Annotated in this window: 11 protein-coding genes; 10 read left to right on the plus strand and 1 reads right to left on the minus strand. The window is 39.3% G+C overall.

Features of this window, described 5'->3' with window-relative positions; genetic code table 11:
- The first annotated feature begins 252 nt into the window (after positions 1 to 252).
- The gene (locus FFR48_RS00005) at positions 253 to 1,389 is read left to right on the plus strand and encodes a glycosyltransferase family 4 protein (protein ID WP_096570439.1); all 1,137 of its coding nucleotides are present in this window, start codon (positions 253 to 255) and stop codon (positions 1,387 to 1,389) included.
- 314 nt (positions 1,390 to 1,703) lie between these two features.
- Here FFR48_RS00005 and FFR48_RS00010 read toward each other — a convergent pair whose 3' ends face one another.
- Complete coding sequence (locus FFR48_RS00010) at positions 1,704 to 1,976, minus strand: DUF7219 family protein (RefSeq protein WP_187041193.1); 273 nt, start codon at positions 1,974 to 1,976, stop codon at positions 1,704 to 1,706.
- A gap of 1,259 nt (positions 1,977 to 3,235) precedes the next feature.
- On the opposite strand from FFR48_RS00010, the gene purC reads away from it, so the two are divergent.
- From purC to FFR48_RS00055, 9 genes are all read left to right on the plus strand, one after another.
- Positions 3,236 to 3,973, plus strand: coding sequence for a phosphoribosylaminoimidazolesuccinocarboxamide synthase (purC, locus tag FFR48_RS00015; RefSeq protein ID WP_137665956.1), 738 nt, complete (start codon positions 3,236 to 3,238; stop codon positions 3,971 to 3,973).
- 102 nt (positions 3,974 to 4,075) lie between these two features.
- Positions 4,076 to 6,457 (plus strand): BamA/TamA family outer membrane protein, encoded by a 2,382-nt coding sequence (locus tag FFR48_RS00020; protein ID WP_137665957.1) that lies wholly within the window; start codon positions 4,076 to 4,078, stop codon positions 6,455 to 6,457.
- Positions 6,458 to 6,587: 130 nt separating this feature from the next.
- Positions 6,588 to 7,436, plus strand: a complete 849-nt coding sequence (gene lpxC / locus FFR48_RS00025) for a UDP-3-O-acyl-N-acetylglucosamine deacetylase (RefSeq protein WP_137665958.1) — start codon at positions 6,588 to 6,590, stop codon at positions 7,434 to 7,436.
- An 89-nt stretch (positions 7,437 to 7,525) separates the two neighbouring features.
- Entirely contained in the window at positions 7,526 to 8,041 is a 516-nt protein-coding gene (gene fabZ, locus FFR48_RS00030) for a 3-hydroxyacyl-ACP dehydratase FabZ (RefSeq protein ID WP_096570431.1), read from the plus strand.
- A gap of 346 nt (positions 8,042 to 8,387) precedes the next feature.
- Entirely contained in the window at positions 8,388 to 9,203 is an 816-nt protein-coding gene (gene lpxA, locus FFR48_RS00035; protein WP_096570429.1) for an acyl-ACP--UDP-N-acetylglucosamine O-acyltransferase, read from the plus strand.
- A 323-nt stretch (positions 9,204 to 9,526) separates the two neighbouring features.
- The gene (lpxB, locus tag FFR48_RS00040) at positions 9,527 to 10,681 is read left to right on the plus strand and encodes a lipid-A-disaccharide synthase (protein WP_096570427.1); all 1,155 of its coding nucleotides are present in this window, start codon (positions 9,527 to 9,529) and stop codon (positions 10,679 to 10,681) included.
- A 161-nt stretch (positions 10,682 to 10,842) separates the two neighbouring features.
- Entirely contained in the window at positions 10,843 to 12,126 is a 1,284-nt protein-coding gene (locus FFR48_RS00045; RefSeq protein ID WP_137665959.1) for a DNA cytosine methyltransferase, read from the plus strand.
- A 39-nt stretch (positions 12,127 to 12,165) separates the two neighbouring features.
- Positions 12,166 to 12,954 carry an endonuclease gene (locus FFR48_RS00050; RefSeq protein ID WP_137665960.1) on the plus strand — a complete coding sequence of 263 codons (789 nt, stop codon included), beginning with the start codon at positions 12,166 to 12,168 and terminating at the stop codon, positions 12,952 to 12,954.
- A 2-nt stretch (positions 12,955 to 12,956) separates the two neighbouring features.
- The gene (locus FFR48_RS00055; protein WP_137665961.1) at positions 12,957 to 13,520 is read left to right on the plus strand and encodes a Uma2 family endonuclease; all 564 of its coding nucleotides are present in this window, start codon (positions 12,957 to 12,959) and stop codon (positions 13,518 to 13,520) included.
- Positions 13,521 to 13,544: the final 24 nt, after the last annotated feature.

Here is a 13,544-nt window from a genome sequence, read left to right on the forward strand (position 1 = left end):
CACACGAAGATGTTGCGATGTCTAGTGTCACAGATCAGTGGGTAACGGGCTGTAGGTGAATGGAGACAGATGGAAGGTGATGGGGGGATAGTGATGGGAGCTAGGGGACAGAGGTAAGAGACAAGAGGTCAGGTTCCAATAGCTCCTGGCCACTACCTCCGGCCGCCTGCCTCCTGCCCCCTGCCTCCTGCCCCCTGCCTCCTGCCCCCTGCCTCCTGCCCCCTGCCTCCTGACTCCTTGATCTCCTTTCTTATGAAAATTGCCCTATTCACTGAAACTTTTTTACCCAAGGTTGATGGTATTGTCACCCGTCTTCGTCACACCGTTGATCATCTGCAACGGGACGGAAATCAAGTTATGGTATTTTGCCCAGAAGGTGGCATCACAGAACACAAAGGAGCGAAAGTTTACGGTGTGACGGGGTTTCCACTGCCTTTGTATCCAGAGTTAAAATTAGCACTGCCTCGTCCTGCTATCGGTCACGCTTTAGAACAGTTTCAGCCGGATATTATTCATGTTGTTAATCCCGCCGTTCTGGGATTATCAGGTATTTTTTATAGTAAGGTTCTGAAAATTCCCCTGGTGGCTTCTTACCATACCCACTTACCTCAATATCTGCAACATTACGGTTTGGGAATGTTAGAAGGTTTACTTTGGGAATTACTCAAAGGCGCTCATAATCAAGCTGCATTAAATTTGTGTACCTCCACAGCAATGGTCGAGGAATTGGCAGCACATGGCATAGAAAGATTAGATTTGTGGCAACGAGGAGTAGATACAGAATTATTTCATCCTGATTTAGCAAGTGTGGAAATGCGATCGCACTTATCCCAAGGTCATCCAAAAAGCCCCTTATTGTTGTATGTAGGTCGTCTTTCGGCAGAAAAGGAAATTGAACGCATTAAACCGATTTTAGAAGCCATTCCTGATGCTCGTTTAGCCTTGGTTGGAGATGGACCAAACCGACAAAATTTAGAGAAACATTTTGCTGGTACAAATACCCATTTTGTTGGTTATCTGATGGGTAAAGAATTAGGTTCTGCCTTTGCTAGTGCAGATGTGTTTATTTTTCCTTCTCGGACAGAGACACTAGGATTAGTATTATTAGAAGCAATGGCCGCCGGATGTCCAGTAGTAGCAGCCCGTTCTGGTGGTATTCCTGATATTGTGACAGATGGTGTAAATGGTTATCTTTTTGACCCTAAAGCGGACATTCAAGAGGCAATTGATGTTACTATAAAGTTGTTACAACAACAACATGAAATAAATATTATCCGTGAAAATGCTCGTCAGGAAGCAGAAAAATGGGGATGGTCTGCTGCTACACGACAATTACAAGATTATTACAAAAAGGTGATTGGTGATGCAATTTTGGATTTTGGATTTTAGATTTTAGATGAAAAAATTTGGTACAAGCCTCGTCCTTCAGGACGGAAACAATCGTAGTTCCCCTATCCAACTCTTGAAACTGTCACCTGTCACCTGTCACCTAGCCTTCACAGATAACTTTTTCAGCAAACCCTATCTATCCACCTGGAACGTGCCTACAATTACCAAAAAACACCACCTCCAAATTCTTGGGATGGTGTTTGGACAATGGTTACAAAGTAGGGAATGGTGACTGGTGACTGGGAAGATGGGGAGAAAATTCTTTACCTGTTCTCTGTTCCCTATTCACTGTTCACTGTTCCCTTCTTTCCCTATCAACTATCATCAGCATCGTTATTTTGAAAGGGTTCTTCACCTATCCTAAGTTGTTTTTTTGATCGTTTTAATTGTTTCCACAAAGCCTTGATTTGTTCGTAAGCTTCCTCTGGTGGAAGTTTACCACCTGTTTCTAAGTTACAAATATAACTAACTCGCTGGGCAAATTCCTGTAAATTTGCGTTGAAAACTAAGTTTTCAGGCTGGACATGACCGTAGTAGCGACCACGAGGATAGAGAAAATCATCTTTGCTCACTATATTTTTCTCCATGTATTGAATTCTCCTCCTGATTTTCTTGTTTATAGTAAAACCACTAGTACAACACGGCGTAAATAAAGCTACTATTTAAAATAGGCAAAAACCTACCCCATCAGCTTTTGGACTTTTGAATGCGTGATTTCCGCAAAGCGGTAATAGGCAATCTTATTTCTAATTTATTAAGTCAGGAGAACGCTTAAGATTAAACCGTGATTATGGAAAAGTGTTGCAGCGATTGGTCAATTTCAACTTTGACAAAATAATCAAGTTGTAAGTTATTAAGCATCAGGCTGTCAAAAAAAGTTTATGTCAAAGTGACCAAAGCCATTCACGAGCGAACACCCGTTCTATATCTTTATATATCTTTTGTAAAGATTAATTGCAATTTCTTGGATGAATGTTTTACTACTTCTCCTATTTTTCTCAATTATTTCATCTTATTCCTAATTTGCAAAAAATGGGTTTTAATTAAATTCAACAAACTAAATTAGCTGATAAAGAATTAATATATATTTTTCTATAATTTTTAAAGAATTTGTTCACAAAAAATTACAAAAATTTTAAAAAAAACATAAAACTTTTATGCAGAGTTGACCAGTTTAACATCTAAATTAGGGGAATAGGGGGGTAGGGTCATTTTTTGACACTCTCCTGCCTAAAGGCGAGGAGATTCTTGGTTCAACGAGTCCACTTAGATTAGATCCCTTGCGGTGTCTAACAAGCGAGGTGGTTCTCTCCCCAAGCGTTAACTTAGGGAATGCCCTTCCCTAGTTGGATTACTCCAAATTTTGTTTGAGTTTAAATTCTGTGTCGTGTTTCGACTGCGCTCAACACAAGTCTAGCACCTGTAAATTTTTTACCTACTTCCAGGAGGCACTAGAACTACGAAGTAGAACCCGATAGATTTAGTTGTCAAGGTACAGATTGCCGTTAGGCAGTTAGGTTTTTATACAGGTTGATTACCGTTCCTGTGAGAATGATTATAGCACAGGTGACTGAGGCGTAAACGCCTCCTTATGCTTTCATCCCTTGCCTCAAGGACGGTTAAGTTTTTCCGCTACCCTCCAAAACTCAACCTCAAGGGTTTTCAGCCCATTTTCTTATAAGTTATAGGTTATGGGTTACCAGTTACATCACGTTGCGAGTGAATGAAGTACACATATTCATGTTATAAATCTTGCGGTATGGACAGGAAAGCCAGCCCTTGTGTAGCGTTCGGCTGATAAAATGGTTAAGCTGGAAACCATTGCCCTGCAAATGTATCTACCACCATGTCTGTTAATACCAAACTATACGAAGGCAAAGCCAAAATTCTCTACACCACAGACGAGCCTGAAGTCTTGTTGGCTGATTTTAAAGATGATGCAACTGCGTTTAATGCTCAAAAGCGGGGTAGCATCCAGGGAAAAGGTAGCATAAACTGCACCATTTCCAGCAAGTTGTTTGAACAGTTGGCAGCGCATGGCATCAAGACACATTATATTGATTGTCCAGCGCCCAATCAAATGCTGGTGAAAGCAGTTAAGATTGTGCCATTGGAAGTTGTGGTCAGAAATATAGCTGCTGGTAGTCTTTGTCAACAAACAGGATTGCCACTAGGTACAATTCTGGAACAGCCTTTGGTAGATTTTTATTACAAAGATGACCAATTGGGAGATCCTCTCCTCACACGCGATCGCTTACTGCTCCTGCAATTAGCAACTGAGGAACAAGTTGACAGTATTGCCCATCTGGCATTACAAATCAATGACTTTCTCAAAAGCTTTTGGCAAAAGTGCGGCATAACCCTAGTAGATTTTAAACTCGAATTTGGTTTGGACTCACAACAGCAGTTGTTGTTGGCCGATGAAATAAGTCCTGATACCTGTCGTTTATGGGATATGACAGAAAATGATCCTAACCGTCGAGTAATGGATAAAGATCGGTTTCGTAGGGATTTAGGAAATGTAGAAAATGCCTACCAGGAGGTTTTACAAAGGGTATTACAAGTAGTAGAGAGCAAAAATTAACTGTGTGTACATAGTCATTTTTCTGATATGACTAATGACTAATGACCAGTGACTCATGACGAATGACGAATGACTTAATTGTGTGTGGTAGTGAAGAGGAATATGAGTAAAAAGCATTTATCTCCTGTATTTCTGGCAGTTGTAGCCATCGCTGTCCCTGTTGACAACTCACTCAGTGCGACTGCACAAACTCCTGATAAAACCCAGCAAGTAACAGAGGTTGCCACGGTAGAAACCAACCAGCCACTACCACAGGAAACTGGTCAAAATGATGTTAGCGCAAATCAAGAAACTCCCGTCTTGGCAAAGGCAGTAGTTATAAAACCCGAATCTGACTCATCGACACCTGCTGTCAAAGTCTCACCAACGGCTAACTCAGCATCAATAGCAACACCAGAAGTAATCATAACAACGGCAACAACACCCTCAAAAACGGCTCAAATTCTCAAAGCTGCATCATCTCGCAACTCAGAACAGAAAGCAAAATCAGAAGTAATTAGATCAACGGCAACAACACCAGCAAAAACAGCACAAGTTCTAGAGCCAGAAGTAAATCCTGATACCAATTCTACCCAGGAAAATGCCGAGCCACCCACAGCACAACCGACTTTCCCTAGTAATTCAGAAACAACGGAACTCCGTGTACTAGTGTCAGAAGTAGCAGTAACATCACCAGATGGAGCAATCTCACCAGAACTAGAAAACCAAGTTTACCGAGTGATTCGTACCCAACCAGGACAAACAACCACCCGTTCCCAATTACAAGAAGATATTAATGCTATATTTGCCACAGGTTTCTTCTCTAACGTGCGAGCCGTACCAGAAGATACACCTGTGGGTGTAAGGGTGAGTTTCGTGGTTGATCCTAATCCTGTCCTGAGTAAAGTAGAAGTCGAAGCTAACCCTGGAACTGATGTTCCTTCTGTACTCCCAACTAACACAGTAGATAAAATCTTCAGTGAACAGTATGGTAGAATCCTCAACTTGCGTGACTTGCAAGAAGGAATTAAACAGTTAACCAAAGAGTATCAAGACAGAGGTTATGTACTGGCCAACCTCATTGGAGCGCCAAAAGTCTCAGAAACCGGAGTTGTCACCCTACAAGTAGCAGAAGGGGTAGTAGAAGATGTCAAAGTTCGCTTCCGTAATAAAGAAGGACAGGAAGTAGACGAAAAAGGAGAACCCATTCGGGGACGCACAAAAGAATATGTAATTAAACGGGAATTAGAATTAAAGTCTGGTCAAGTATTTAACCGTAATACAGTCCAAAAAGACTTACAAAGAGTATTTGGGCTGGGATTGTTTGAAGATGTGAATGTGTCCCTTGACCCTGGTACAGACCCCAGTAAAGTTGATGTAGTGGTGAATGTAGCTGAACGCAGCAGTGGTTCAATAGCTGCTGGTGCTGGTATTAGTTCTGCCAGTGGATTATTTGGTACAATTAGCTATCAACAGCAAAACCTGGGAGGTAGAAACCAGAAACTAGGGGCAGAAGTGCAGCTAGGTGAAAGAGAACTGCTGTTTGATCTGCGGTTGACAGATCCGTGGATTGCGGGTGATCCTTACCGCACTTCTTATACAGCTAATATTTTCCGTCGTCGTTCAATTTCTCTGATTTTTGAAGGTAAGGATGACAACATTGAAACCTATAACCCCAATAATCCCACTAATACAAATGATCAAGATCGTCCCCGGATTACCCGTTTAGGTGGTGGCGTTTCTTTTACTCGTCCTCTTTCTCCTAATCCTTATGAAAAGTCAGAGTGGGTGGCTTCAGCTGGGTTGCAGTATCAACGAGTTTCTAGCCGTGATGCTGATGGTAATGTGAGAAGAGAAGGGGCAAGATTTAATGATAATGGTCAACCAATTAGCGATAGGATTCCCCTAACCCAATCGGGAACAGGTGAAGACGATTTACTACTATTACAACTGGGCGCACAACGCGATCGCCGTAATAATCCCTTACAACCTACCAACGGTTCTTATCTCCGTGTCGGAGTTGATCAATCTGTACCCATAGGCTCAGGTAATATTTTCCTGACCAGAGTTAGGGGTAACTACAGCCAATATTTGCCTGTGAACTTTTTGAGTTTTGGCAAAGGTCCACAAACTCTGGCGTTTAACCTTCAAGGTGGTACAATTCTCGGAGACTTACCCCCCTACGAAGCTTTTACCCTTGGCGGTAGTAATTCTGTGCGTGGTTACGATGAAGGTAGATTAGCCACTGGACGTAGTTATGTACAAGCATCTGTTGAATATCGTTTTCCTGTCTTCTCTGTAGTCAGTGGCGCACTATTTTTTGATTATGGTAGTGATTTGGGAAGTAGTACCAGAGCAGCAGAAATTCTTAACAAAAATGGTAGCGGCTACGGTTATGGTTTAGGTGTGCGTGTACAGTCTCCACTTGGACCTATTCGCATAGATTATGGTTTAAGTGATGATGGTGATAGCCGCATCAACTTTGGGATTGGGGAAAGGTTTTAAGAGGTGACTGGTGACTGGTGACTGGGGATAAATATTTACCTCCTGACTCCTGACTTCTACTTTCAGGGTGTTTACTACATACAGAACAAATGAGTAACAAAAAGCAAAATCATATATTGGTTTTTAGGCTATGCACCAACACACATTAGCTGGGGAAATTATCCACAAAGGTGTGGGACTGCATAGCGGTGTAAATACCAGGGTGCGGATACTACCAGGAGAACCGGGAAGCGATCGCTATTTTGTGCGGGTGGATTTGCCCAATTCGCCGATAATTCCTGCTAAAATTGCAACAGTTAATCAAACTGTTCTCTCGACTCAGTTGGGGACAGATGAGATTTATGTTCGCACGGTAGAGCATTTGTTAGCGTCTTTGTCCGCTATGGGTGTGGATAGTGCGCGGATTGAAATTGATGGACCAGAAGTACCGCTGTTAGATGGTTCTGCTCAAATTTGGACTGATAGTATTGCTGCTGTGGGTTTGGTATCACAGTCTGTTGGTGATGAATCAGCGCCTATAGTTATCAAAGAACCTATTTCGGTTCATCAAGGTGATACTTTTGTCTGCGCTTTTCCCGCACCAGAAACCCGTTTTAGCTATGGGATTGATTTTGATGTACCTGCAATTGGTAATCAATGGTACAGTTTCTCATTATCTAGTAATCTAGAAAATACGGAAAATTCCTTTGTGACAGAAATTGCACCGGCTCGTACTTTTGGGTTATTACATCAAATTGAATATCTGCAAAAATCAGGATTGATCAAAGGTGGCAGCTTGGATAATGCTCTTGTTTGTGGTGCTGATGGTTGGCTAAATCCACCGTTAAGATTTGCAAATGAGCCAGTACGTCATAAAATCTTGGATTTAGTGGGAGATATTAGCTTATTAGGTAAATTTCCTGTTGCTCACTTCTTGGCTTACAAAGCTAGTCACAATCTCCATATTCAGTTGGCAAAGAAGATTTTAGAATTTTGCTGAGGAATTTGGCTAAAAATTAACTAAAATTTAAGATTGTACGCTATTTTCTAGCCTACTTAATTTCCAGATTCTTATAAAATATAGTACCAATGTCAACTCTCACCCAAGCTAATTCTACTCAAGTGACTACATCTGAAGGAGAACATCAGGAAACCAATACACCGGCAATTAAAACAACCTTCACGGTGGAAGAGATTCAGCAACTGCTACCGCACCGTTATCCTTTTTTGCTTGTCGATAAAATTATTGACTATGTTCCTGGAAAATTGGCTGTGGGTGTAAAAAACGTTACCTTTAATGAACCTCAGTTCCAAGGTCATTTCCCCGGACGCTCATTGATGCCTGGTGTACTCATTGTAGAAGCGATGGCGCAGGTTGGAGGGGTTATTATGACCCAAATGCCTGATATACCAAAAGGACTGTTTGTGTTTGTGGGTATTGATAAAGTCCGTTTCCGTCGCCAAGTCGTACCTGGTGATCAGTTAATTATGACAGTGGAACTGTTGTCTATTAAGCAGCGTCGTTTTGGTAAAATGCAAGGACGAGCCGAAGTTGATGGACAACTGGCTGCTGAAGGGGAGCTAATGTTTTCTTTGGTTAGCTAAGTTTAGCTAAGTTTAGCTACAACTAAGCTGAATTTGGCTTTTTAGATTTGGGGCATAGCCGTAAACTGCCCTAAGTCAATTATAAGTAAGAATAACTGTAAACACGAAAAATCACAAGCGTATTTACTGTTGGCTGGACTTTGATCAGACAATTTTGGATTTAAGGTTTAAGATTTGTTTCAATAATAAATTTAGGTACTTGTACCCTTTTGTTATTTTTAGATAGCTATCTTCAATCCAAAATCTAAAATCTAAAATCCAAAATTCGTTATCCTCACACATAACACACATAACTTATTTTGCCCGACACTTTTTTTTCAATGAACTCAGTTCTGGAGAGTCACCCTTGAAGACACTTATTCATCCAACTGCTGTAATACATCCTGATGCGGAACTCCACTCAACGGTGCAAGTCGGTGCTTATGCTGTGATTGGAGCGAATGTCAAAGTCGGACCGGAAACTGTAATTGGCGCTCATGCAGTTTTAGATGGTCTTTGTGAAATCGGGGCGGGAAATCATATTTTTCCCGGTGCTGTTATTGGTATGGAACCCCAGGATCTCAAGTATGTGGGAGAACCTACTTGGGTAAAAATTGGTGATAATAATGCTATTCGTGAGTATGTAACTATTAACCGCGCTACTGGCCGGGGTGAGGCGACGATCATCGGTAACGGGAATTTACTGATGGCTTATGTTCATGTTGGACATAATTGCGTGATTGAGGACTCGGTGGTTATTGCTAATTCTGTGGCTTTAGCGGGTCATGTTCACATCGAGTCAAGAGCCAGATTAAGCGGGGTTTTAGGTGTTCATCAGTTTGTACATATCGGTGGTATGTCTATGATTGGTGGGATGACTCGCATTGATCGAGATGTTCCTCCTTATATGTTGGTTGAGGGCAATCCATCACGGGTGCGATCGCTCAATTTGGTGGGGTTAAAACGCTCAGGAATGCCCGCTAAAGATTTCCAATTGCTGAAAAAAGCTTTTCGCATTCTCTACCGTTCTGATTTGCTGTTTAAAGAGGCTTTGGCAGAGTTGGAATTGTTGGGAGATACCGCACAGTTGCAACATCTCCGCCGTTTTCTGCTATTGTCGCAAATGCCAGGAAGACGCGGTTTAATTCCTGGAAAGGGAAAGAGTACCGCGAGTGATGAATGATGAATCATATCTAGAACAGAAGTCACTCGATTTTGGATTGAAGATTTTGGATTTTGGATTGACGTTAGCGAAGCGTACACAGCGCAGCGAGTATTTCTCCGTTTTGAAGGACTCAGACCTGTATCAAATTTTTTAATCTAAAATCTAAAATCTAAAATCTAAAATTCCCAGTCAGGAGTCAGGAGTCAGAATATTTGGTAAAACAGTAGATTATAATTGGGATGATTTTTGGCTTAACCTGGAAAAGCTAATTGCTTATAAATCTAAAATCTAAAATCTAAACTCTAAAATCTAAAATCTAAACTCTAAAATCTAAAATTCAAATGCGGATATTTATCAGCACTGGGGAAGTTTCTGGCGATTTACAAGGGGCGTTATTAATTACGGCGCTACAAAATCAAGCTCAAGCTTTGGGGTTAAATTTAGACATTGTGGCCTTGGGTGGTGAGAAGATGGCCGCAGCAGGGGCGACAATTTTAGGGGATACTAGCGGTATTGGTTCGATGGGTATAATTGAAGCTTTGCCGTATTTTATTCCTACTATTCAGGTACAAAAAAGGGCGATCGCCTATTTACAAAAAAATCCCCCTGATATCATAGTTTTGATTGATTATATGACTCCTAATATCGGGATTGGTAGTTATATGAATGAACATTTTCCCGATGTTCCTGTGGTGTATTACATCGCGCCTCAAGAATGGGTGTGGTCGATGAGTTTGGAGAGAACTAAAAAAATTGTTAGTTTTACAGATAAACTATTAGCAATTTTCCCAGAAGAAGCTCGTTATTATCAAGAAAAAGGGGCTAAAGTTAATTGGGTGGGTCATCCTTTAGTTGATAAAATGGCTAATGCACCGAGTCGGGAAACTGCACGGGAGATGTTAGGAATTAAAGAGGGAGAAATAGCGATCGCTCTTTTACCTGCTTCTCGTAGCCAAGAATTAAAATATTTATTACCTGTCATTTTTCAAGCTGCTCAAAATATTCAATCTAAGTTACCAACAGCGCGGTTTTTTATTCCTTTATCTTTGGAAAAATTTAGAGATAAAATTGAAAAATCTATTCAAAATTATGGTTTAAAAGCAACAATATTATCTGGTAAACAACAGGAAATTTTTGCTGCTGTAGATTTGGCAATTACTAAATCTGGAACAGCAAATTTAGAGTTAGCTTTAGCTAATGTTCCCCAGGTAGTAGTTTACAGTCTTAGTCCTTTTACTGCTTGGGTTGCGCGGAAAATTCTTAAAGGTTCAATTCCCTTTGCTTCACCTGTAAATTTAGTTGTGATGCGGGAAATTGTTCCAGAATTTTTACAGGAACAAGCAACAGTAGAGAATATTACTCAAGCAGGAATGGAATTATTATTAAATACTGAAAAGCGGGAAAGAACTTTATTAGATTATCAAGAAATGCGGCAATGTCTGGGAGATTTGGGAGTGTGCGATCGCGCTGCTAAGGAAATTTTAGAAATGCGGTGATTGGTAATTGGTAATTGGTAATTGGTAATTGGTGATAAGATTTATTATATTGTTCCCTATTCCCTATTCTCTAATTAAATAGAAAAAATAAGTCTGTAGGGGTTTAGCACTACTCAACCCTTACAATTTATAATGTTATATTGATAAACAATAACTAATCAATGATGAAAAAAAGACCCATAGCAGTTGATTTGTTTGCAGGTGCAGGAGGAATGACCCTGGGTTTTGAACAAGCTGGTTTTGATGTCCTTGCTGCTGTAGAATTAGACCCTATACATTGTGCAATTCATCAATTTAATTTTCCTTTTTGGAAGGTGTTATGTAAAAGTGTAGAAGATACCACAGGATTAGAAATTAGAAATAGTAGCGAAATTGAAAATCAAGAAATTGATGTTGTTTTTGGTGGTCCACCGTGTCAAGGGTTTTCATTAATTGGTAAACGGTCTTTTGATGACCCCAGAAATTCTTTAGTGTTTCATTTTATTAGGTTGGTTTTAGAATTACAACCTAAATATTTTGTCATGGAAAATGTTAAAGGAATGACAGTAGGTAAACACAAAGAATTTATTGCCGAAATTATTGATACTTTTGAAAATAACGGTTATAAAGTAAATCATAATTATCAAGTTTTAAATGCTGCTAATTATGGAGTACCGCAAAATCGAGAAAGATTGTTTTTACTAGGTTGTCGTCGAGATTTAGAATTACCAAATTATCCTGATAAAATCACCCATCCAGCTAAATTAAATACTAACTCAAAAAAAGCTGTTAAACTACCTGCAACCCCTACGGTGTGGGAAGCATTACAAGATTTACCAACAATTGAAAATTACCCAGAATTATTACAACAAGATTGGGTTTTAGCTGAATTTGGTAAACCCAGTAAATACGGGATGAAAATGCGTAATCTGTGCATTGCTAATAATAATTATTCCTACTCCCGTAAATTTGATCATCACATTTTAACATCGAGTTTAAGAACAAAACATAGTCCTGCATCTGAAGAAAGATTTGCGTCAACTCCTCATGGTAAAAATGAACCAATTAGCCGTTTTTATAAACTCGATCCTGACGGTTTATGTAATACATTAAGAGCAGGAACAGCTAGTAATAAAGGTGCTTTTACCTCTCCTCGTCCTATACATCCATTTACACCAAGATGTATCACTGTTAGGGAAGCTGCGCGTTTACACTCCTTTCCTGACTGGTTTAGATTTCATCCCACAAAATGGCATGGTTTTAGACAAATTGGTAATTCTGTTCCTCCACTTTTAGCGCAAGCAGTAGCAGCGGAAATTATTAAGGTTTTGAATGTGGAAGTTGAACAACCCACAAGTGTTAAAATTTTAGATGAACTTAGTTTATTAACACTTGATATGTCAGATGCAGCTAAATATTTTGGAGTGAACCCTCATGTTATAGAACCTAGAACAAGAAAAAAATGATTATCACTCAACGATGTTTTTTACCAAGGAATAAGTACCATGAAAGAAGGTTTATATAACTCGGTTATTATCGGAATTTTCCAACGTTATTACACAAGTGGATTGGAATATTTTGAATTTAATCGGAATGAACTACCTGAAATTGCTCAAGAGTTAGGTATTCAATCAGCTAAAAATTTAGGAGATATTCTCTATTCTTTTAGATTTAGAAAACCACTACCTAAAGTAATTACAGATACTGCTCCCGAAGGGTTAGAATGGATTATTGAATTAAATGGTACTGGTAACTATTGCTTTCGACTGGTAAAGATTAATCGGATTATTCCCAATCAAAATTTAATACCAATTAAAATACCGGATGCAACACCTGAAATTATTAATCAATATATGTCAGGTGATGAACAAGCTCTTTTAACTAAAATCCGATATAATCGTTTAATAGATATATTTCTGAGCATTACAGCATACTCTTTACAAAATCACCTCAGAACTAATGTTAAGGGTATTGGACAAATAGAAATAGATGAGGTTTATGTTGGTGTGAATAACAATGGTATGCAGTTTATCATACCTGTTCAAGCAAAAGCAGGAAGTGATCAACTTTCTGTGGTACAAACCAAACAAGATATTAGTTATTGTTTTGATAAATTCTCTAGCTTAGTTTGTCGTTCGATATCAGCACAATTTATGAACAATGGACTTATTACTATGTTTGAACTTTCAATATATGAAGGTGAAGTAAAAATAGTCCAGGAGAAGCATTATAAACTTGTCCCAGCAGATCAAATTACAGAAAATGATTTGCAAAATTATAGGAATTTTACATAATTATGACTGTCACCAAATCTTTATCACTAACACTAGAACAGTTTCTCAAATTACCAGAAACTAAACCACCAAGTGAGTATATCAACGGCGAAATTATTCAAAAACCCATGCCAAAAACTCGCCATTCTCGACTTCAAAGTAAAATCATTAATACCGTAAATCAAGTCACAGAACCAAATAAAATTGCTTATGCTTTCCCAGAGTTAAGGTGTACATTTGCAGGTAGATCAATTATTCCAGATATAGCCATTATTCGCTGGGAAAATATCGCCTTTGATGATAATGGTGAACCAGTAGATGATGTTGTGATCGCACCAGATTGGACTATAGAAATTTTGTCTCCAGAACAAAGTTCTAATAGAGTGACTGGCAATATTTTACATTGTATTAAATATGGTTGTCAACTTGGATGGTTAATTGATCCAGATGATAGATCAATTTTGATGTTTCAACCTCAAAAAGAACCAGAATTAAAATATGCAAAAGATGATTTAATTATCTTGACGGGAGTTGAATTAAATTTAACAGTAGAAGAAGTATTTGGTTGGTTAAAAATGAGTGAGTAATCAAATACCCAGATCCCCGACTTC

The sequence above is a fragment of the Sphaerospermopsis reniformis genome, assembly GCF_005402885.1.
GTDB classification, from domain to species: domain Bacteria; phylum Cyanobacteriota; class Cyanobacteriia; order Cyanobacteriales; family Nostocaceae; genus Sphaerospermopsis; species Sphaerospermopsis kisseleviana.